This is a genomic window from Archangium lipolyticum (assembly GCF_024623785.1).
GTDB classification, from domain to species: Bacteria; Myxococcota; Myxococcia; order Myxococcales; family Myxococcaceae; genus Archangium; species Archangium lipolyticum.
The window spans coordinates 165,257-186,592 of record NZ_JANKBZ010000019.1; the positions used below are offsets into that span (position 1 = coordinate 165,257).

At 67.6% G+C, this 21,336-nt stretch carries 18 protein-coding genes and 1 pseudogene; 10 read left to right on the forward strand and 9 right to left on the reverse strand.

Annotation, left to right across the window (positions count from 1 at the left end; all coding sequences use genetic code 11):
* Positions 1 to 46: 46 nt before the first annotated feature.
* Both NR810_RS32960 and NR810_RS32965 read left to right on the forward strand, forming a co-directional pair.
* The gene (locus NR810_RS32960) at positions 47 to 1,234 is read left to right on the forward strand and encodes a beta-1,3-glucanase family protein (RefSeq protein WP_257458407.1); all 1,188 of its coding nucleotides are present in this window, start codon (positions 47 to 49) and stop codon (positions 1,232 to 1,234) included.
* A gap of 464 nt (positions 1,235 to 1,698) precedes the next feature.
* Positions 1,699 to 2,274, forward strand: a complete 576-nt coding sequence (locus NR810_RS32965) for a hypothetical protein (RefSeq protein WP_257458408.1) — start codon at positions 1,699 to 1,701, stop codon at positions 2,272 to 2,274.
* Between the two features lie 3 nt (positions 2,275 to 2,277).
* Here NR810_RS32965 and NR810_RS32970 read toward each other — a convergent pair whose 3' ends face one another.
* Complete coding sequence (locus tag NR810_RS32970) at positions 2,278 to 3,186, reverse strand: helix-turn-helix domain-containing protein (RefSeq protein WP_257458409.1); 909 nt, start codon at positions 3,184 to 3,186, stop codon at positions 2,278 to 2,280.
* A 162-nt stretch (positions 3,187 to 3,348) separates the two neighbouring features.
* Between NR810_RS32970 and NR810_RS32975 the strand changes: the two genes are divergently transcribed.
* From NR810_RS32975 to NR810_RS32985, 3 genes are all read left to right on the forward strand, one after another.
* A complete protein-coding gene (locus NR810_RS32975) occupies positions 3,349 to 4,305 on the forward strand; it encodes an alpha/beta hydrolase family protein (protein WP_257458410.1) in 957 nt (318 codons plus the stop codon).
* A 77-nt stretch (positions 4,306 to 4,382) separates the two neighbouring features.
* A complete protein-coding gene (locus tag NR810_RS32980; RefSeq protein ID WP_257458411.1) occupies positions 4,383 to 4,961 on the forward strand; it encodes a hypothetical protein in 579 nt (192 codons plus the stop codon).
* Complete coding sequence (locus NR810_RS32985) at positions 4,958 to 5,983, forward strand: alpha/beta fold hydrolase (RefSeq protein ID WP_257458412.1); 1,026 nt, start codon at positions 4,958 to 4,960, stop codon at positions 5,981 to 5,983. The genes NR810_RS32980 and NR810_RS32985 overlap by 4 nt, the downstream gene beginning before the upstream one ends.
* Before the next feature lie 20 nt (positions 5,984 to 6,003).
* On the opposite strand, the gene NR810_RS52885 is transcribed toward NR810_RS32985, so the two are convergent.
* Positions 6,004 to 7,503 (reverse strand): Ig-like domain-containing protein, encoded by a 1,500-nt coding sequence (locus tag NR810_RS52885; protein WP_407653866.1) that lies wholly within the window; start codon positions 7,501 to 7,503, stop codon positions 6,004 to 6,006.
* 573 nt (positions 7,504 to 8,076) lie between these two features.
* Positions 8,077 to 8,487: pseudogene (locus NR810_RS52890) on the reverse strand (fibronectin type III domain-containing protein); the annotation flags it as partial.
* A 478-nt stretch (positions 8,488 to 8,965) separates the two neighbouring features.
* Between NR810_RS52890 and NR810_RS32995 the strand changes: the two are divergent.
* Genes NR810_RS32995 through NR810_RS33005 form a run of 3 tightly spaced genes read left to right on the forward strand, consistent with a single transcriptional unit; the run spans position 8,966 to position 13,218 of the window.
* Positions 8,966 to 10,627, forward strand: coding sequence for a hypothetical protein (locus NR810_RS32995; RefSeq protein WP_257458414.1), 1,662 nt, complete (start codon positions 8,966 to 8,968; stop codon positions 10,625 to 10,627).
* A gap of 1 nt (position 10,628) precedes the next feature.
* Positions 10,629 to 11,618: a hypothetical protein gene (locus NR810_RS33000; RefSeq protein WP_257458415.1), complete on the forward strand. Its 990-nt coding sequence runs from the start codon at positions 10,629 to 10,631 to the stop codon at positions 11,616 to 11,618.
* 7 nt (positions 11,619 to 11,625) lie between these two features.
* Positions 11,626 to 13,218 (forward strand): DUF1501 domain-containing protein, encoded by a 1,593-nt coding sequence (locus tag NR810_RS33005; protein WP_257458416.1) that lies wholly within the window; start codon positions 11,626 to 11,628, stop codon positions 13,216 to 13,218.
* A 194-nt stretch (positions 13,219 to 13,412) separates the two neighbouring features.
* Here NR810_RS33005 and NR810_RS33010 read toward each other — a convergent pair whose 3' ends face one another.
* Positions 13,413 to 15,461 carry a serine hydrolase domain-containing protein gene (locus tag NR810_RS33010; RefSeq protein WP_257458418.1) on the reverse strand — a complete coding sequence of 683 codons (2,049 nt, stop codon included), beginning with the start codon at positions 15,459 to 15,461 and terminating at the stop codon, positions 13,413 to 13,415.
* Positions 15,462 to 15,555: 94 nt separating this feature from the next.
* Between NR810_RS33010 and NR810_RS33015 the strand changes: the two genes are divergently transcribed.
* Positions 15,556 to 15,939 (forward strand): hypothetical protein, encoded by a 384-nt coding sequence (locus NR810_RS33015; protein ID WP_257458419.1) that lies wholly within the window; start codon positions 15,556 to 15,558, stop codon positions 15,937 to 15,939.
* Positions 15,940 to 15,949: 10 nt separating this feature from the next.
* On the forward strand, positions 15,950 to 17,287 hold the full coding sequence (locus NR810_RS33020) for a hypothetical protein (protein ID WP_257458420.1): 1,338 nt from the start codon (positions 15,950 to 15,952) through the stop codon (positions 17,285 to 17,287).
* 190 nt (positions 17,288 to 17,477) lie between these two features.
* Here NR810_RS33020 and NR810_RS33025 read toward each other — a convergent pair whose 3' ends face one another.
* The 5 genes from NR810_RS33025 to NR810_RS33045 form a co-directional block, all read right to left on the reverse strand.
* Positions 17,478 to 17,801, reverse strand: a complete 324-nt coding sequence (locus NR810_RS33025) for a hypothetical protein (RefSeq protein ID WP_257458421.1) — start codon at positions 17,799 to 17,801, stop codon at positions 17,478 to 17,480.
* A gap of 4 nt (positions 17,802 to 17,805) precedes the next feature.
* The gene (locus NR810_RS33030) at positions 17,806 to 18,234 is read right to left on the reverse strand and encodes a DoxX family protein (RefSeq protein WP_257458422.1); all 429 of its coding nucleotides are present in this window, start codon (positions 18,232 to 18,234) and stop codon (positions 17,806 to 17,808) included.
* 120 nt (positions 18,235 to 18,354) lie between these two features.
* Positions 18,355 to 19,257 (reverse strand): LysR family transcriptional regulator, encoded by a 903-nt coding sequence (locus NR810_RS33035; protein ID WP_257458423.1) that lies wholly within the window; start codon positions 19,255 to 19,257, stop codon positions 18,355 to 18,357.
* 139 nt (positions 19,258 to 19,396) lie between these two features.
* On the reverse strand, positions 19,397 to 20,362 hold the full coding sequence (locus NR810_RS33040; protein WP_257458424.1) for a hypothetical protein: 966 nt from the start codon (positions 20,360 to 20,362) through the stop codon (positions 19,397 to 19,399).
* A gap of 30 nt (positions 20,363 to 20,392) precedes the next feature.
* Positions 20,393 to 21,310, reverse strand: a complete 918-nt coding sequence (locus tag NR810_RS33045) for a DUF6345 domain-containing protein (RefSeq protein WP_257458425.1) — start codon at positions 21,308 to 21,310, stop codon at positions 20,393 to 20,395.
* Between the last annotated feature and the right edge of the window lie 26 nt (positions 21,311 to 21,336).

The window sequence follows — 21,336 nt, forward strand, 5'->3', positions numbered from 1 at the left end:
CCCGTGAACGGTTATTTCCTGGCAGCTCAACTTCACGAGGCGTTGCATGTCACTCGACAAGTCCTCTCGTCCAACCCTTCCGTTCACGATCTTCAACAACAGTGGATCGAGCAAGCCGGCGTACCTCTACCTGTTCAGTAACAAGACGCTGGAGTACCTCGTCGATCGCGAGGGCACTGTCGCGCGGTTTCCAGCAAGCCAGCCGGGTGGCTCGTATGGTCTCGCGCTGGAGCCTGGCGAGAATCGGCTGAAGTTGCCACAGCTCGAGGCCATGCGGGCGTATGTCTCGTTTGGCCGAAAGCTGCAAGTCGGCACGGATGGCACCGGTCGCCCGATAACGGTGGATGCCGGAACTCCGAAGGGTAATCCAAACTACGACATCGTATGGGACTTCATCGAGCTCAACTGGCTCGCGACGGCCAATGGCGGGGTCGAAAAATCCCGGTTACACGCCAACGTGACCCAGGTGGACGCGTTCGGGCTCGCACTGCGGCTCCAGTTTAGCGGCTATGATCCTGGCGATCCGACCCGGGAGAAGCGCTTCGACATGGGGTTTGCCAGCGATTCCGCCCGGGCGGAGATCTTCGCCAGGCTGGAGGCGGCGGAGCCATGGCGGCGGCTGGTCATCAAGAACGCGCAGGGGGAGCGGGTCAGGGCGCTGATGCCGGGCTTCGCGATCGCCTACGGTGACCTCTATCCCGTCGATCTCCGGTTTCCCGAAACCCAGCTCGAGCCATACATTGACGCGTGCTTGAGCTATTACAAAGACCGGGAACACCCATTGGTCCTCGAGTATGATGGCGCGGAATATCGGTGCGTCATCGAGGCGGACCAGTTCACGTTCATCCGCGGCACCGATGGGCAGAAGTACACGATGGGTGTCAAGGGCCTCAAGCCACCGATCACGAGGACCGGGACGGGGACTGAGGCAGTCTATCGCAATGCGATTCAGTCACACCCGAACGACGGGCCGGGCAACCGGATCGCGGCGGTGTTGGGGGCTTCGTTGTTGCGGTCAACGCTCATGAACGATTCGCGCTTTCCGGTTCCGCAGGCCGACCGGGGCCTTTATTACCAGAATGATCCGGTCTTTCTATATGCCAAGGCGATCCATGAGCGCGCCATTGCCAGGCATGCATTCTGTTTCGGCTACGACGAGGTGGAGCTCGACGCGGGTAACGGCGAGGTGATCAATCCCACGTCGCTAACCCTCACGATAAACGCGGGCGCCTGATGCTCGAACCTGAGCGCAGCGGGTGGAGCTCTCGTAGGCCTCGAACCCTACGAGCAGCCGAGGGCTCAACGGAGGCCGTGGGAGGCTGACGGTGATGTGTGCCCTGGCAAGGTGTGGCAGGGGAGGGGCAGGTGGAGGAGTGGGCCTGCCTACGGCAGGTGCGAGGCTGGCCCCGGCGCGCGAGCCCCCTCGGGCCGCGTGGTGTTGAGGCTCAAGCCGCCCCAGCCAGGCTACCTTTGTCCTTCTCGTCAACGCACTCAAATCGAGGCGGCCAGCTCGGCCCATGAAGTTCGCTCGCGCTTGACCATGTCTGTGGCAGTCACGGTGTTCTTTCTTTTTCGTAGAATCAGAAAAAACGTGCAGCTCTTGATTTGATTGACATGATTCAACCACTTGCTCCGATAATCGTGGTGGCGGCGCATTCGTCGCCATGACTGTCCACCTAGCGCCTCACCTCGAGCCCCATGAAACGAACCTTCCTTGCCGCATCACTCGCGCTGCTCCCCTTGGCGTTTGCCTGCCAGCCGGAACTCGATGCCTCCAGTGAGCAGGAGCCCGCGACGGCGGTCCCGTCCACCGCTCAGAGCCCGGATGGGACCATCACGCTGGAGAAGAAGAGCGGCACCTCCTTCGACGCCAACCGCGACGCGCTGTCCTCGGGAGACCTGAGCGTCATGGGTTTGGCCGGGGTGCCCTTCGCCACCATGGAGGAGGTCGAAGCCGCGCGGTCTGAAAACCCATGGTACGTCTACGTGGCGACGGACTACTACGTCACCTTCTGGGCCGATCGCGCCCGCACCATCCCCGTCAATCTGGGCGCCGCCATCCAGCTGAACTATCTCTCCACGTACTATAACTACAAGTACAACACCTCGATGAGGTCCAACCTCAGCACCAACCTCCAGCCTGGCAGTCACCGCTATTACCTCGGAAGTGGCACCTATGAGTGCGACTACGACGCGAATGGCAATCCGGATCATCGTTGCGATTCGACCAGTTTGTCCCTCAGGACCGGCGTCGGCTATGACCCGAGCTATTGAGCGCTAACGACTCATGAAGCGATGGGGCACCCTGAGGACCCGCTCGGGGGCCCCTGTCTGAGAGGGTGTGCCTGGCGGAGTCGGAATCGAGCAGCTCCCGAGTCGCTCCGTGGTGTCGTGGAGATCGGCCTCCGCCTCGCCGGAGCCGCACCGAACGCCCCGATCGCCCGCACGCTTCACGAAGGCGCCCGGTGTGAGCCCGACGAGCTCCCGGAAGTCGGCAATGAGGTGCGCCTGGTCGTAATAGCCCGCGTCCGCGGCGATGCGTCCCCAGTCCTTCGAGGTCGCAGCCATCCCCACGGCACGCCGCAGGCGAACGGCCCGCGCGAAATCCTTCGGCCCGATGCCGACGCTCTCCGTGAACGCGCGGCGAAGATGCCGCGCCGTGACGCCAAGCCGCTCCGCCACGCTCTCCACCCGAACCTCGTCTCCTTCGAACAAGCGAACCGCGCGGCGAGCGAGCCGTGCCGATGCCGGGTCGGATGTCTGGTGGGCACGAAGGGCGATCGCGTGGGAGAGTCGGTCGAGCATCTCCGGCAGGCTTCGCGCCGCGAGGAGCTTGAGGCAGAGGTCGCCGCCCGAACGGCCCCAGATGTCTTCCAGCTGCACGATCCGGTCCGTCAGCTCGCTCGCGGCCACGCCCAGGAGCTGCGCCGACCAGCCTGGCTTGAACTGAAGCATTACCGCCCGCGTGACGCCGGTTGCGTTCTTGAACAGCGCCCGCGTTCGCGGGCCCGCGACGCACACATCCCCTTTCCGATCCTCCTCGAACACTCGAAAGACAAGGATCGTTCTTCCGTCGGGCAGCCGTTCGTGACTTGCGCGTCCATCGACTGGCACGACACCGCGAACGTCCTCGACGAAGCGGGAAATTGAGAAGGTCGAGGCGGCAAAGTCCATCGTGCGAGACATCCTCGTATCCTTGCGCGTCCACTGCGGCCATTCAATCCGGCGCGGAAGGAACGATGAAAATGTCCGGTCCTTCCAATTCACGGATCGCGCCGCGCAGCATGGTTCGCGCTCTCGTCTCCGGGCGTTTTCACGGGGCCGAGCCCATGAAAGGAAATCAGGATCATGAGCGAACCGACTTTCGCGGCCAACACCCCCAGCGCACCCACGCCGGTCCTCTCGGTCAGCCCCGTCGTGCTGCCAGCTCCCGGCCGCGCCGTCGATCTCCAGGTGCGAGTCTCCGCGCCCGTGACCGGAAGCGAACTGCCCATCCTCTTGCTCTCGCACGGCCACGGCCGCTCCAACCACCTCTCCTCATTGAACGGCTACGCCCCACTCGCCAACTACTTCGCGGCACACGGCTTCGTCGTGATCCAGCCCACCCATCTCGACTCAAAGACGCTCACCCTCGACTCCAATGACCCCGATGCGCCTCTGTACTGGCGAGCGCGGGCCGAGGACATGAAGCGCATCCTCGACCAACTCGACGCGATCGAGCGCGCCGTCGCTGCGCTCGCCGGGCGCTTGGACCGAAGCAAGGTGGCCGTCGTCGGGCACTCGATGGGCGGGCACACCGCGAGCCTGCTGCTTGGCGCGCGGCACACGGATCCCCACGACGGAACGGAAGTGAACTTCGCCGAGCCCCGGATCAAGGCGGGCGTGCTGCTCGCCGCGCCCGGCAGAGGCGACGCCCTCAGCAAGTTCGCGGCCGAGAACTACTCCTTCTTCTCGACCATCGATTACTCCAGGATGACGACGCCCGCGCTCGTGGTCGCCGGCGACAAGGACGACTCTCCCCACCTGACGGTCGCAGGCGCCGACTGGCACGCCGATCCCTACTTCCTCTCCCCAAGCCCCAAGTCCCTGCTCACCCTGTTCGACGCAGGGCACGGGCTGGGCGGAGTCTCGGGATATGACGTCGCCGAGACCACGGACGAGAACCCCGAGCGAGTGGCTGCCGTTCAGCTTCTCACCTGGGCCTACCTCCGCACCGCGCTCTACCCCGGAGACTCCGCCTGGCAGGAAGCGCAAAACGCGCTGACTGGCGTAGCCAGGCCGCTCGGACGGGTCGAGTCCAAATAAGCGGAGGCCCATCGAGGCGCAGCGCGGTGACGGTTTGACGGGGCCGTGGTGTTCCATGGGGAGGAGGAACAGCACCCATGGATTTTCAGTTACCTGTCACCCAGCGGCTGGCGCTCGCCGCGGTGATATCTGCTGCCGCTCTTCTCTCTTCCCCGGCCCGTGCCGATGAATCGCCGACGCGCCTTCCGCTGACCGTGGCGTACTTTGGAGAGACGCTCGTTCATCCGGGACTTACCGTTGGGACGGAGCTGAGCCTGGTTCGTGGTGGCAGCGGTGCCATCGTTCTGACGGGCAATCTGGGCGGCTACGTCCACTCGCGCAACCACGTGGGGCTCTTCGCCTCCGCCGAGGTAGGCGGACGCCTCACGGCTCCCTTTGGCCTGTATGGAGAGCTGCTCGCCGGTGCTGGTTACCTGCACACCTTCCTGCAAGGCCCGGCCTATGGGGTCTCGCCGGACGGCGCCGTGCAGCCGGCCGCGGATGCTGGCAGGCCTGCCCTCATGCCCACCGCCAGCCTGGGCCTGGGGTGGGACCTGCAACGCAATGGAGTGGCCCCGCTTGCCCTCTTCACCCGCGTGACGCTCTTCGGTCAATTCCCCTTCAACCAGCGGCTGTTGCCCCATGCGGCCGTGCAACTCGGAGTCCGCTTCCAATGAGAACCCTCGCGACCGTCGCCCTGTTGCTCGCCGCGCTCCTGACTGGCTGCGGCCGGTTCCAGACCGAGGGCGATTTCTTCTTCGTGCGCAGTGCTGGCGCGGACCTGCCGGTGTGGGTGCGTGGCAACACGGACTCCGGTGTCTTCATGGTGGTGCTCGCCGGAGGCCCTGGTAATTCGAGCATGTCCTATGTGTCGCCCGTCACGGAGTCCCTCGAGGAGAAGTACGCCGTCGTCTACTGGGACCAGCGCGTCACCGGGGTGGCCCAGGGTAACCCCACACCCGAGACGCTCTCGCTCGGGCAGTTCGTCGCGGACACCCACGCCGTCATCAGTACGCTTCGCCAGCGCCATGATGTCCAGAAGCTCTTCCTCTTGGGTCCGAGCTGGGGCGGCACCCTGGGGGCCGCCTACCTCCTCGAGCACCAGGAGGGCGTGGCCGGATGGATCGACCTGGATGGCAACCACGACTGGCAGAAGAACTGGGACTTCGCGCTCGACTACGTGAAGGTCCACGCCGAGCGGAAGCTGGCCGCGGGCGAGGAGGTGGACACGTGGCGCGGCGTTCCCGAGTGGGCCGAGTCGATGAAGGGGACGCGGATGATCAGCGACAACCTCTGGAAATGGCAGCGCTTGTGCACCAAGGCGGGGGGCTACTTCCATGATCCGTCGAATTCGCCCGGCCTTGGCGCGGATATGCTGCTCTTCTCGCCCTTCTCGATGGGGGCCCTGCGCACGAACAACGGTGTCGTCCTCGAGAAGATCCTCTCCGACGACACCTTCTACGACGCGCTGCGGATGTCCCCGAAGCTCTCGCGCATCACCATTCCCTCACTCGTGCTGTGGGGGCGGCACGACGGCGCGGTGCCGGTTGCCATGGCGCACGACGCCTATGACAACCTGGGTACACCTCCCGAGCACAAGTTCCTCGTCATCTTCGAGAAGTCCGCGCACATGGCACCCTTCGAGGAGCCCGAGGCCTTCCTTACCGCGGTGACTCAGTTCATCGAGAAGTACCGCTGAGCCAGCGCGGGCTTCGTCCGCTACCAGGTCTTCGCCGCGGCGAGCGCCTCGTCGAAATCCAGGCCGTTGACCGGCATCACCGCGAGCCAGTTGATGGGCCCCACGACGTCGAAGACGAGGCCCTTGCCTCCGGTGGCTTCGACGATGCCGGCTCCCGCCGTGTTGCCCGCGCCGACGCCGTAGACGATGCCCGCGCCCGCGAGCTCCACGCTCGCGAGGCCCGAGCCGAAGGTGTTGTCTCCCACGGACGCCGCCACATGGTACCGGCCATCGGGAACCTGGAGCCGGAACTTCCCTCCGGTCGTCAGCACGTAGCTGGCGAGGCGCGGATCCTTGGTGCCGTTGCGGTCGCCTCGGGTCTGAAGACCGGCCGCGTCCTGCCAGCCCCAACCACGGGCCGCGTCGAAGGCGGAGTCGTCGGCCACCTCCCAGCCCGCCACCGCCGGTGGTCCCGGAGGCTGGAAGTTCAGGGCGAAGAGCTCCCGGGTCGCGTTCAGAATGACCTCGAGGGCTGCCTGGGCGTCGACCTGCCCGACCTTCGCGTGGAGCGTCGTGCCTCCCTCCGAGCGTCCCTGCACCGTACCGCCGGTCACCGTGGCAATGGACGGATTGTCGGAGTTCCAGGTGGCATCGCAGGTGACGTCGCGGGTGAAGACGTCGGCGCCGCGGTGGAAGGAGCCGACGGCCGTGTAGCGTGCCGACATTCCGCGGAGCACCTTGAGCGCCGATGCTGGCTGAATCTTCAGCGCGTCGAGTACGACGTCACCGGCCATCGGCACCACTTCGAGCTCCAGGGCTCCGACCAGCCCGCGCCGGGTGAGCGGGTCGGTGTAGCTCGCCTGCAGCCGGGCCTGGCCCGGGTTGATTGCCCGGAAGGTGCCATCCTCGTCCACGGTCGCCACCTCCGGGTCGAGCGAGCTGAACGTGACCCCCGACGTGGCGACGAACGAGCTTCCGTCCTGGAATACCGCCGTCACCTGCAGCTTGCCGGTCGTGTTCGTCTCGACGGAGGCCTTGGGCGCCTTCACGTCGATGCGCCGCAGCAGGCGAGGGGGCTTCGAATCGAGCCGGTAGACGAAGACATTCGTGTCGACGGTATTGACCACCACGAAGACGTTCAGGCCTGGCACGTAGCGGAACCGCCCGAAGGTCCCGTTCATGTTGGCCGGTCCGGGCACCACCGTGCCCAGTGCCGGATGCTTCGTCCAGACGCGGGTGTCGATGTCCAGCGTGTAGATGTCCCCGCCTCCCTTCCACGCCACGATGCGATCGTTCACCGGATCGTAGTCGACGCCGGGATTGCCCCCGTCCTCAATCTCCCTGGCGCCCGTCGTCGCGAGCCGCACGTGCTTGGGAACGAACTTCCCCAGCGCGTCGATGGTCCAGGTCTCGGTGAAGCCCTGACCCACCGCGACGTACAGCTTGCGCCGGGGGTCGACGACCGCGTTCCGGTAATAGCCAAGGTCATCCGTCTCACCGCGGATGGTCCACTTGCCAGTGGCCGGGTCCCAGAACGACATCGCCCCTCCGCCGGCGTGGTACCAGAGGACGCGGGTGCCGGGGTCGTAGGCACTGTTGGCGCCGGTGCGCATTCCGAGCTGGGGAAGGTCGGGGTGATTCTCCCAGCGGTTCGTGTCGAGGTTGAGCGCCGTCTGCGGCCAGCCATCCCAGCCGATCGCGAGGAACCGGTCGAAGGGCGGAGGCAGGTACTCGAGCCCATCGTAGGTGTGGATGGCGCAGTTGACACCCAGCGCCCGGTCGGGACACTCCGCTCCGGGGCTGACCGGATCCGGGTCGGTCAGGCGCAGCCACGCCCCAGTGCGCAGATCGAAGCCGTAGATTTCGTTGCCGAAGTAGCCGTTGTGGCCGCCGCCGGTGATGTAGAGCCGGTCGCGCTGGGTGTCCAAGGCACCGCTCGACCAGTCATTCATGATTCCGCTGATGCCCTCGCCCCAGGCGAGCCACTGATACTTGTCGGGCGTCGGCTTCAGGGCCGCGGCCCGCAGGTTCGAAGCCGGGAACTCGTACCAGTGTCCCGCCGCCAGCCTGGAGATCGCATCCGGCTGGGGATTCGGGATGGTCACCGTCACCGGGTTCGACGGGACACTCTCTCCCCCGTCGTCGGTGAGCGCGGTGACGGTGTATGTGTACGTCTCGCCCGGGACGGCCGGGCGGTGAGTGAAGGACGGCCGATCGACCTGTCCGACCTGCGCCGCGCCCAGCAGCACGCGGTAGCGCTTGACCGAGGCATCCGGCGATGGCTCCCACGCCAGTGAGACTTCGAAGGAGGAGACGCTTGCCGCGGCGAGCTTCGTCGGCGAGGCGGGGCGCGCCGGCCCCGGACCGCACGCGCTGACACCGGCGTCGAACCCCGCGTCAGTGCCGGCGTCGGCTCGCCCGACAACTCCGCCGTCATCTGTTCCATTGTTTGAGCCGGTGCAGCCGGCTGAGGCCAGAACCAACACACTGACGACAAGGTTTCGAACGAGTGATTGAATGAGCATGCGCGTGCAATCCTACGGTGCTCTCTTCCATCCCCAACAGTTTTCGTGAACGACAGACAGGGTCTGGAGCGCATCCGCGCCTGGCGCAACGTCGTTGCCTTCGTCACCCGGGTGCGTGAGGCAGGAACTGTGGGGAGCGCGGGCTACAGAGTGTGGGGGTGGCCCCCCACCACTTCAGGGCTCAGGGCCCGTGCCATGGCCCCTGCTCCCAGGAGAGCCCGCGCGAGCGCCCCATGGCATGTGAGTTGCTCGGGGGCAGCTCATGCACCCCTGTCTTTCAACTTCTTCCGGCTCCGACCGAAAGCTCCCCCCTCCATGGCTGGCAGCCGCGCGATGCGCGCACTCCCTGCTGTGGGTCCTTCCACTGCTGTTCTGGCTGGGATGCTCCACCGGCAGCACGACGACTCCCATTGACAATCCCGGTGGCCAGGACGCTGGCTGCGTCGAGCCCCCGCCCAAGGACGGCTCCAACGCGGGTGTGCCGGCCGACGTGCTCGCCCCCAGCCGCCTGTTGCGGCGTGCCTCGCTGGCGCTGAGGGGAACGCCTCCGACGGACGAGGAGTTCGCCGCGCTGGAGGCCGCCGGGGACGAGGCCGCGCAGCGCGCCTACGTCTCGGCCTTCGTGGACCGGGCGCTCGAGCAGCCCTCCTTCTACCGGACGCTGTTCGAGACGGCGCGCGACTGGTTCAACATCCCGCCCGTGGGGCCGTCGGCGGATCCGCCGGAGTATGGCTTGCAGCAGCAGCGCTCCCTCGTCCGGTGCGCGGCCGACACCCCGAAGGCCGGGGCCTGGAAGTACTTCCGCGGCGACGAGAAGGCCTGTCAGGGCCAGAAGCCGGATGGAACCCCCGCGGCGGAGCGCTCCATCGAGCCCTGGTGGGCGCCGGGCACGACGGCGGTGCTGGTCGGTTACGCGGCGAGCGTGGCGGCCACGGGGCAGACCTACGACGCGAGCGGCTTCCCGGTGACGGTGACCTGCGCCACCGCGGGCCCGGTCGCCAACTGTGGCTGCGGGCCCGCTGCCGTGCGCTGCCACGCCGACACGGGAAGCTATCCGGGCTGGGAGGACTACGGGCTCCACAACCCGCAGGGGCAGCGGCGGCTCGTCGCCGAGGAACCCGCCCGGCTGTTCGCGCACCTCGGCTGGCACGACCGGCCGATGACGGACCTCATCCTCGGCAGCTACTCCGTGGGGCCCACGCGCCTGCAGGCCGCCTACGTGATGCAGGGGCTCGCCGGCGAGTTGACGTACCTGCTCGACGACGACTCCTGGTGGAGGCCGTCGCGCTTCGCCAGCGCGCCGGTCGACCCCGAGCACTCCCAGGGCGATCCGACCGCCTGGCGCGAGTACTCCGTCCCGGCCCGCAACCCCTTCTTCCTGGAGGAGCGAGACTACCGGTACGACCCGCGCACGCAGTCCACGGCCATGAAGGGCATCCCCGCCGCGGGCATGCTCACCAGCCTCGGCTTCCTCAGCGCCTTCACCCGCGAGCGCGTGCGCGGCGCGCGGGCGCTGGAGATGCTGGCGTGCGAGGAGCTCTCCCCGCCGCAGGGACAGGAGTTCAACGAGTACCGGAGGGACCCGGGGACGGAGGGGCCCTGCCAGCACTGCCACCGCCGGGTGGATCCGGCGGCCATCCACTTCAAGCGCTACGCGAAGATAGGGCACGGGTTCGAGGGCCATGGTGCGACCTACCCGATGCCGGGCGTGGGCACGGTGTGGCACTGGCCCGCGCGGTGGCGCACCGGCGAGTACCCCTATCACTCCGACCCGTTCAGCCATTGGAACCGCTGGTACATGCCCGACACGCTCCTGACGCCCGTCACGCAGGCCCAGGCCGAGGCGAACCCGGAGGCCGTCTTCATCGACTTCCTCCCGCCGGAGCAGAACCTGCTGGGCCAGGTGAGTGACGGGACGGTGGGGCCGCTGGGCTTCGCCAAGCTCATCGTCGCCTCGGGCTCGTTCGACCGGTGTGTCGTGCGCCACCTGCACGCGCAGGTGATGGGGCGGGACATCGACCCGGCGAAGGAGGCGGGCTACCTGGAGGACCAGGTGGCGCGCTTCATCTCCGGGGGCCGCAAGGTCCGGCCGTACGTCAAGGCACTCACGCAGTCGGACCTCTTCAAGAGGGGGCGCTGACATGAACCGCTACGCTTTGCTCCTCGTACTCCCCTGGCTTGCCTCCTGTAGCTCGGAGGTGACTCAGGCCACCATCCTCGACCAGTGCGGCACGCCGGCGACCTCGGAAACCCTGCGCGTCATGGAGGGCCTCAAGCCGCACTGCGAGGGGTGTCACGCGCAGGGCACGCGCGGCTACTTCGCCTCGGTGGAGGCCTTCCAGAGCCTGCTCGTCTCGGACTCCCGGCTGGTGAAGGCGGGCAGCCCCGATGACAGCGAGCTGGTGAAGCTCCTGGAGGGCCGGGGCACCGGCGCCTTCAAGCAGATGCCCATCGGCCAGAAATCCTACGCGCAGCTCGTCTCGGAAGGCTCCGCGACGCTCACCGTGGAGGCTGTGCGCGCATGGATAAAGGGGATCGGCGTGCAGCAGCGCGACTCCCGGCCGAACCCCGACGCCCCGCGCATCACCCGCATGAGCGCCGACCAGGTTCAGCGCGCGCTCTACCAGCAGCTCGGGCTGGGGTACGACGACTTCTTCGTCAATGCCAAGGAGTTCGGCTTCGACATGGCGGAGTCCCGGGGCGAGGACCACCTCCCGCTCCAGTCGCCGGACGCCATCCCCTCACCCCGGCAGTACATCTCCGGCGAGCGCTACCACGGGCTGGGCGGAGGCTCGGTGATGAACCAGGTCTCCGCGGACCGGACCCCCGCGCCCACCTTCGCCCTGACGCTGACGCAGGTCTCCCAGCGCTGGTGCCGGCGGGCCCTCGCCAAGCCGGACAACACGGCGCTGTTCCCGAAGGGCGCGGCGCGCACGGCGAACCCGGCCGACGTCAAGGCCACGCTGAAGCGCTGGTCTCTCCACTTCCTGGGGGAGCGCTTCACCGACGCGCAGGTGGACGAGCTGTACACGGACGTCTTCGTGCCGCTCGCGACTCCGACCGACACCGAGCCCGCCTACGTGGGGGCCTGCTCGTACTTCATTCGCCACCCGCACTGGATCTTCTACTGAGGCCCCCATGAAACTCTCTCGTCGCAATCTCTTTCAAGCGGCCTTCGGGGCCGCGCAGGTCGGGCTGCTGGCGCGGTATGGACTGCCGACGTCGATGGCGCAGTCAGCGTCGGGCCGGCCCACGAAGATGCTGGCCATCTGGCTGGTGGGCGGACTGCATTGGGAGTCCTTCTTCGCGCCGATGACTCGCGCGGGCATCCAGAAGTTCATTCCTCCCGCGCAGGGAGGCAACTACGCCTACGGGTACAACCCCGAGCAGGTGGAGCACCTGGACCGCTCTCCGGTGGACCTGCTGGCCCCCGGGCCCGCGCGCAAGCTGCGCGTGCCCGTCTACTGGAACTGGGCCAACCCGGCGGACAGGAACGGGAGCAATCCCGTCGTCGGCAACGCCCAGATCTACCGCCCGGAGGGGTACGTGTGGGCCGACCCGAAGTACAAGCTCTACGAGAAGGCGGTGCTGCTGGTGGGGGCGGACCAGGGGACGGCCGCGCACGCCAGCGGCCTCATCGCGAGCATGTCCGGTGTCGCCGGCTCCACCTTCCGGGCCCCGGCGGTGCAGGCCGTCGTCGCCAACGCCATGGCGTCACGCTTCCCGGACCGGGCCCTGCCCAATGTCGCCCTGGGCGGAATGCTGCCCATGGCGCTCGGGCTGCCCGCGCTGGCGAACCCGACGCTGCTCTCCTCCAGCGCGACGGTGGAGCCCACGCTCTCCGACCGGCGTGACGGCACGTGGAACGGCCTGCGAGCGCGGAAGGATGAGCCGAATCTCGCCTTCGATGGCACGCCGATGTCCGGCACGGTGCCCGCGACGGCGGTGGACTCGGCCCTGCTCAAGGCAGTGCGGCGCGAGCGCGGCACCTCCACCGCTGGCACGGATGCGTACATGGAGCAGCTCTACGACACGTACAAGGGCGCCAGCCGCACGATTCGCCGGGACATGCTGTCGGTGCTCGAGAAGACGCCCGCCTGGGAGAAGCTCAAGGCCGACCCCGCCTATCCCGAGGACTGGATGGCCTGCACCGGCTATGCGGATGCCTGCGGCATGATGCAGTCGATGGGGGACTATGCGTTCGCGCTCCAGTTGCTGAAGTCCGACCTGGTGTCGACCGTCACCCTGCGGGGGACGAGCATCGAAGGCTTCACCTTCGACTCCCACTTCGTCAACGGGCAGATCGTGCATGCCCAGTACCTGCGCATCGCGTTCGAGATGGTGGGGCGCATGTGCCTGGAGATGAGCCTGACTCCGAGCCGCTCGGACCCGTCCCGTTCGCTGCTGGATGAGACGCTCGTCTACGTCTACAGCGACTTCGGGCGGACGTTCCCCAAGGTGGGCAGCGACCACCACCCCGCGACGTGTGCCCTCCTGGTGGGGGGCGGCATCCAGGGGAACCAGATGCTCGGCGGCTACGACGAGACGATGGAGGGCTCGCCCATGGGCATTCCGGTGAGGCTCGTCGAGGAGTCCGGGGACATCGTGACGCGGTCGCCGCGCTCGCAGGACATCGCGGCGACGGTGCTCCGCGCCTACGGGTTGGTGCCCGGGAAGGACTTCTTCATCCCGGGAGGCTACGGCGTCTTCGATGGCGTCGTGAGGACCTGAGCGAAGAAGTGAGCGAGGCAGGACCTCCCTGCCCCTCATGCCCCGCCTCCGGTCTTCCCGGAGGCGGGCGCCGTTCGAAGCCGCGAGGAACCGTCATGCGGAAAAGAGCTCCAGGCCCCTGCCACGCACCAGAGGGGAGCGCGGCCTGTCCACCCTGGTCAGCCAAGGGGTGAGGGTCGTCGCGTACGGGAACGTCAAGGCTTGCCGGAAGCCTGTGCCGCCTGCTTCTCGAAGACGTAGCGCTGCTGGGGCAGCTCGAGCACGAGCGTGGTGCCCCCCGCTTCCTGCTTGGCCTGGAGCTCGAAGCCGGCCAGGGGCGGGTCCATCAGGATGAGCGTGCGCGAGCCGTCCTTCTCCTGCTTCTCGCCCACGCTGCTGCGCCACTCGCCCGCGTCGAACACCGCGCCCGAGCCCTCGACGCGCAGGGTGACGCGCCCGAGGCCCTCGTTGTGCCAGGTGCCGGCCAGCGTCTTCAGCCACTCCAGGTCCGGCTTCACGCGGATGTCGGTCATCCCCTTCTCGAGCTGCTCGCGCCGGTTCTTCAGGGTGAAGTCGAGCTGATTGCGCGCCTCGTCGCGGCCGTCGAAGAGGATCTCCAGGAACTTGCGGCGGACGGCGTTGCGGAAGGGGCCATCACCCTGGACGTTGGTGAGGAGGACGACGCCCACGTTGGCATCGGGCAGGAAGAACATGTCCGAGCTGAAGCCCAGCGTGTTGCCGCCGTGTTGGATGAGGCGGGCGCCGTGGTCCTCGCCCACCATGAGCCCCAGCCCGTAGCTCTTCGTGTTGGTCATCTTCACCTGGGGCTCGCGGCGCGCGAGCAGGTTGGCCTCGGAGACGAGCTGCTGGCCCTCGGGTGTGCGGCCGTTGGAGAGCTCGAGCATCACGTAGCGCTCCATGTCCCGGAGGTTGGACCAGGCGCCGCCGGCGGGGCGGACGGGGACGACGGCTTCTTCGACGGACAGAGGCAGGGGCGCGTATTCGAACGTCGCCGTCATCCCGTGCGGAGAGGCGTGCTCGAGCTTCGCGGCGCGGGCGAAGTCGAAGGTGGTGGACTTCATGCCGAGCGCATCGAAGACGCGCGTCTGCATCACGCGGTCATACGCCTGGCCGAGCGGGAGCCTCGGCTCGGCGGCGTGCGCGGCCATGTAGCCACCGGCCGTCACCATGGGGTTGCTGTACTGGTACGTCTCGCCGATGCCCGTGGTGGGCTTCATCCGGCGCATCTCGGCGATGCGCTGCTCGCCGGTGAAGCCCGCGTACTCGAAGAGCATCTCCATGTCCTGGCGCGGCATGCCGGTGCACGCGCACACGGTGTTCTGCACGGTGAGCTTCTTCGTCACCTCGGCATCGGCGAGCGAGAAGTCGGGCAGGAGCTGGGTTGCCGGGGTCTTCCAGGTGAAGCGGCCCTCGTCCACCAGGCGCGCCATCATCAGCGTGGTGAGCGACTTGCTCGTGGAGCCGATGAGGAAGAGCGTCCGCGGCGTCACGGGCTCCGGCTTGCCGAGCTCCCGCACCCCGAAGCCCTTCTCGTAGAGGACCCGGTTGCCCTGGACGACGGCGACGGCCACACCCGGAATCTTCATCGTCGCGCGAGCCTGCTCGAGGAAGGACTCGAAGGAGCGGAGCCGCTCGGGGGTGAGGGGCAGCGGGGCCTTGCCGGCGAAGGACTCCTCGTCGAGCCGGGCGGACTTGAAGCCGAGGAGGACCTGATTGGCCTGGGCGCCGCGGCGCTCCATGGCGGCGGCGGCACCATCCAGGAGGATGACGTAGTTGGTGTCACCCTTGCGCCGCGCGAGGCCGAGGATGACGCGCAGCTCCTGCGCGGGGGGCTCGTAGGTGTTCTGGAAGACCTCGTCCCAGCCGTCCTGCGCGGGCGGGCGGGCCGCGTGCATCACGGGGAGGGCGAAGCCGGGCCGGGTCTGCTTCCAGGCCTCGGCGAGAGCATGCTCGGCGGACGGGCCGGGCACCTCCAGCAGGGTGAGACGGAGCTGCCGCTCGGGGTCCTCGAGCAGCAGACGGCCATCCTCCTCGGTGACGTACCACCCGGCGGACACGGTGAAGGGCGTGCTCGAGGCCGTCTTCATGGGTGTGGCCGCGTCGAGCTTCCGGGCCTGGACGGTGGTGGGCGAGGGCGCGGGAGCGGTGGCCGGGGGGGCTGGGGCGGAGGAGGGTGGAGCGGCGGTGGTCGTCGCCGCGGTACACGAGGTGAGCAGCAGAAGGGGAAGGGCGCGCAGGCGCATGTGCTGGAATCTCCGGACAGGAAGACTGCTTCGGCAGCCTCGCCCAGAACGAACGGGCGGGAATCCGATTGCGTCCGATGCTCCAGCGTCATCGATGAGTCGGTTATACGGTGAGCAGCATCGCGCCTTGCAGGAGAGATTTCACACCAGCAAGCTGGCGGACCGCGTCGAAGAGCTCGTGGTCCAGTCCGAGGTTACGGGCGACAATAAGGCCTTTAAGGTGATTGATCCCAAGACCGTTATGTTCCCCAGCTTCGACGGCAACGGCATGTTCCTCTCGATGGGCAACATCGCCGACCACGCGCAGATTGGAATGTTCGCCGGATGGAAGCGCATCGACCTGATGCAAGCAGCCTGGATAGCAGGCGGACTGCCATGGCTGTTCATTCGCGGATGCCCTGACCTCCCCTACGAACAAAGGTTGCCGCACTTCCCAGCGCGCACCGTTCGTGATGCTGGGGCGACTCTGCTCCAGTAGAGGGGGAGACATGAAACGACAAGCCCAATGGATGGGCCTCTGGAGCGTGCTGGCACTCGCGAGCCTGGCAGCGTGTGGTGGCCCGCGGGATTCAGGGGAGGTGGAGCCAACTCTCGCGGAGCAGGAGGTCTCTGAAATCGCGGGACTCTCGGGTGACACGGAGCACCGGAACCACTCGAGGCCTCCGGAGCAGAAGTGGGTGCGGATGATCTCCGCGACCTCGGAGGCCGAGACGCAGGCCATCGCGCACGATCCGGACCGCAACGTCATCGTGATGCTGACCGACGTCGGAGGTCCCATCGACTTCGGCACCGGGCCTGTCAGCCCGCCGTTCCCGTCCGGCCGCATCGGCGGGCTCGCCAAGTACTCACCCGAGGGGAGCCTGTTGTGGGCATTCATCCTCCCGATCGAGCCCACCGACACCGTCCCCTTTCCCTCCGGCTTCGGCTTCGCGCTGGCGACTGACGGCAAGGGCAACATCCTGCTCTCCCTGGTCGTCGGTGGGCGGTTCGTCAAGGACGGCCTCACCCTGACGTCGGGGGAGTACCTCCTGAAGCTCGACAAGGACGGGAGAGCGGTCTGGGCGCGCCGGCTGCCTACCCGGGCCAGGGCACTCACGGTGGATGACGAGGACAACATCGCCATCACCGGCACCCTCGAGGGCACCACGGAGCCCGTCACCGAGTTCGACTTCGGCAATGGCCCCATCATTGGTGCGGACTTCCACGCGTTCGTCGCCCGGTACTCCCCGCGGGGCAAGCTGGACTGGGTCTTTGTCGATGACGAGGTTGTCCGCACGGCCGCCATCAAGGCGGACTCGCAGGGGAACTTCTACTTCGCGGGCATCCGCTTCCCGGAGATCCCCAGCGGCACCGGCACGCCCTACTTTCGTAAGGTATCCTGCTCTGGCGAGGGCAGGTGGTCCCGCATGCTCGAAGGGAGCCAGGGCGACATCAGGGATCTCGCGGTGCGTGGCAACACGGTCGTCGTGGTGGGATCCTTCTTCGGCTCGTTCCACTTCAACGGACGGACCTTCAGCGCTCCGCCAGATGATCCGGACAGATTCGTGCTGGCCTTGTCACGCCAGGGCCAGGATCGCTGGGGGCATCAGACCGAGGAGTCGTTCGCGGCAGTCGAGATGGACAGCCAGGGAGGGGTGCTCGTCGCTGGCGGAAGCGGCGGCCCCGATCCCCTGCTGCGCATCACACGCTTCCAGCAGAGCAACGGCCGAAGGCTCTGGGCGCGCACCTTCGCCGAGCTCCCGTCGGCCACGGATGCCTCGCTGTCGACGAAGGATGAGCTGGCCATCACCGGCGGCCGCATCTACATCCTCCAGCTCAAGCGCTGAGCCACGGCGGGCCTGCCGGATGGGCCTTCACGGCACCGACTCCGGCGGGCCCTCCGATGCGTTGCCCGGACCGCCCCGTCGGAACGTAGAACCTACCTGCGCAAGGTAGGGGCGGGGCTTTGGGCGAGTTGTGTTCAGGGGCGTGACGCGCGGGCCAGGATGGGCTCGAGCACCGCAGCCAGGTCACCCATCACGTTGATATACCCCGTGATGTACCGGTCGGTTGCGGGCACATAGAGCATGAAGCTCTGGTAGCCAGCCGTGGTGCCCAGGTGCCCGATGGCGACGGCCCCTCGGACTCGAGCCGCATCACGCCGAGCCCGTATCCGACCAGCCGAGACTCGGGCTCGGGTGCCGACTCGAACGAGAGCATGGCGGTCAGGGTGTCCGCGCGCTCGAACAGCGCACTGGCGCGGAGCTTCTTCCAGAAGGTGGTGAGGTCGAAGACCGTGGTCACCAGGGCGTGACCGCCGGAGGCCCCGGCCATCGAAGGGTCGACCGCGGTGAAGTCCATCAGCTCATCGTCGAACGGGACGTACTCCTGCCGGAGACCTGCCCAGCGCATAGGCCCCGCCGCCAATCAGCGCCTGTGTCACCAGCGCGAGGATGAGGAAGGCGACGTACTCCCAGCCGCCCCCGGCGTTGGTGAACATCCACCCGTTGGCAAGGTGCGGCTTGAGCGCGCCAAGCATCACCGGCACCAGCCCCAGCGCCACCAGGCGCGTCCTGAACCCGGCCACCAGCGCCAGCCCGCCAAGCAACTCCGCCAGGAATACGGGCCACGCGGTCCACCCAGGGAAGCCATGCGCCTCGAAGAACTGCTCCGTGCCCGCGAAGGTGAAGATGAACGCCTTGGCCCCCGCGTGCGCGAGGAACACCGCGCCCAGGGCGACGCGAAGCACGGTGGCTCCCAACTCTTGAGAAGCGAAATCATCGAAGCGGCTCATGACAGCGACTCCAGGAAGCGCGAGGGGAACGATTGCCCCTCGGACGCCCCAAGGAATGCCGTCCCCACCTCCCGTCCGGAAGGTGCCGCTCCCGAACGAATCGTTCTCCCAGGAGAACAATCACTCCCACTTCGAGGAACGGAACTCCGCCGCCAGCACATCGAGCAGGGCCCGCAGCCGTGGAGCAGGAGTGCGCCCGGACGCATGAACCGCATAGATGCCCAGCGGCCTGGGAGCGAAGTCATCCAGCACGGTGACGAGCCGCCCCGAGCGCAGGTCCGCATCCACCATGAAGCGCGGCAGCATGGCCAGACCAATGCCCTGCGCCGCGGCCTCACGGAGCATGGTCCCATTCCCCGTGGCCAGCGACCCGGACACCGGCACGCGGATGCGGCCCTCCGGGCCATAGAAGCGCCACTCGTCCTCGGTGCGCAGGTGCGTGTAGCGCAGGCAGTCGTGATGAATCAGGTCCTCCGGCCGCTCGGGAGTCCCCCGCCGCGCCAGGTACGCGGGCGCCGCGCACACATGCAGCGACGTGGTGGCCAGCTTGCGAGCAATGAGGCTGGAGTCCCGCAGCCGCGTAATCCGCAGCGCCACGTCCACCCGCTCCTCCACCAGGTCCACCAGTCTGTCACTCAGCACCACCTCCACCGTGGTGTCCGGATGCAACGCCAGGAACCGGGCCAGCGGAGCGGCGAGGTACAACTGCGCGAAACTGACGGGCACGTTGAGGCGCAGCGTCCCGCGGCCCGCGTCGGAAGCCCCGCGAGTCGCCGCGCCCGCCTCCTGGAGCATCCGCGCGCAGTGGCCATACACCTCCATGCCCGCATCCGTCACGGTGAGCTTGCGCGTGGTGCGGATGAGCAACCGCTCCCCCACGCGGGACTCCAGCCGGGCCACGCGCCCGCTGACCACGGACTTGGACACGCCCAGCGCCGTCGCGGCCTGGGTGAACGAGCGGAGCTCCACCACGCGCGCGAAGCACGCGAGGCCGAGCAGGTCATCGAACAGGGGTTCACTCACGCGGTGCAGACTGCCACGGCGGCGCGAAGCCGAATGGACAGGGTGCAACCTGGCGGCCGCAATGACTTTCAAAACGAGAAGGACCGGCCAGGGTCTCTCCCTGGCCGGTCCCTTGCACTCCTCGTTCAACGACCCGTGACTACCGCTCGCCGCCGCCCAGTAGCGGGATGAAGAGCTCCTGGCCCGCGTCCACGGGACGGCCCGAGTCCTCGGGCTGCTCGACGGGGGCGGCGCGTACCACCAGCGCGGGGATGTACTCGTCCTGGCTCACGTTCACGGTGCGGTACGTCCGCTCCTCCTCCAGGCCCGCGCCGCCCTCCACGAGCCGCGTCGGCACATAGGCGATGTAGGACTTCACCTGACCCAGGGCGCAGGGGGTGTTGCTGGCGCGCAGTTGCATCACCAGCTCCTCGTACACCTTGTCCCTGGGCAGGGTGTCCGTGGCCCTCAGGCCCGGCGACAGCCGGAAGTCGGACCAGCGCACGTGCATGCGGGCCACCTGCCCGTTGGGGTCCACGGCCGTGTGCACCTTGGAACCGTAGACGGGGAAGCCCTGCACCCGGCGCTTCATCCACACGTGCATCTCGGTGCGCGTCGAGGTGCCACGGCCCGTGACGGGGTCCTTCGTGGACGAGCGCATGGCGCGGACGACGGGAGTCTGTGTGTCCAGCTCGCCCGCGGGCACGCCGAAGCTCTGCGCGGCCCTGAGGGAGGCCTCGTACGCGGCGCCCTCGGAGAGGGTGGTGGTGCGCTCCAGCTCGCTGCGCGTGCGGTTGAGGTACGTCACCTTGCCGCGCGTCAGGTCCACCTTCAGGGCCGAGCCAGTGGTGTTGCGGTAGTTGCAGCGGGTGGAGGTGCAGGTGGTCTCCGCCGCGAGCGTGTCGCCCACGCTCCGCGAGGCCAGCGTGGCGTCGAAGGAGGAGGAGAGCTGCGTGGTGGCCGAGGCGGACAGCAGCCGCCCCATGATGGCCGCATCACCCACCTCGGTGGGCAGGGAGGCCCTCGCGAGCTCCTCGAAGCTGGGGCACGTCTGGGCCAGGGCACTGGCCGGGCCGAGCAGGCTGGCGGCGACGAGGCCCATCATCACGTTCATGTTCTTCTTCATGGTGGTATCTCCGAAGCGAAGGGTGGGCGCTCAGTCGTTGGGGTCGTTGAAGGGCGTCTCGCCGGCCGGGTCGCAGCCCTCGAAGAAGCCGTAGGCCCAGCCGTGGATGGCGCCCGGGTCCGAGTAGATGTTGGTGTAGCGCTCGCCCCGGAGGCGGCTGAGGGCGTCCGAGGGAGTGGTGCCCACCGCGAGGGCCACGGGGCACTGCTCGTCGCCGGTCCCGTTCACATCGTCGTCGTACATGTTGTCCAGCCAGGCGGTGCGGATGGAGACGTCGTGCGCGTCGTCGGCGAAGTCCTCGTAATCATCCACGCGTCCGGAGCTGATCCACATGAGGCCGTGGAAGCCGTCCACCTGGTGCAGGCGCTGACCGTTGATCGCCGAGTCCCCGTCCTGGAACATGCGCCAGGCGAAGTTGATGTTGTCGTCGTCCATGCTGTAGCAGGACGAGAGGTGGAGGAACTCCAGGTCCACGTCGCCGGCGAACAGGTCGTCGGAGCTGGCGCCCTCGGCGGCATCCAGCGAGCACTGGCCGCTGGAGTCCTTCACGCGCAGGGAGCCAGCCCAGTGGTTGCCGCTGTCGGCGCCGTGCAGGGCGATGATGGCCGCGTCCGCGTCATCCAGGAACGAGTCGTCCTGGCACGAGGTGGAGGTGGGCGCGTCCGGGTCGCAGAAGCGGCCGCGGGACATGGATCCGTTGACGTAGGCTCCGTCCTTGTAGAACACGCCCTGGCTGGTGACCTCGTCGTACCAGCCGCGTGCCATGTCATCCCAAGAGTTACGGGTGCTACCGCCGCACTCGGTGGTCCACTGGGTGATGGCGAACATCTTGGCCTCGAGACTCGCGGCCATGGCGGGAGAGGCGGACAGCAGGGCCCAGCCGAGGGACAGGGCGCCCCCCGCGCCGAGCACGCGGAGCAGTCCTCCGCGGTTCGGGGTCTTCTTCATGTCGGGTTCCTTTGGTGGAGGGCCAT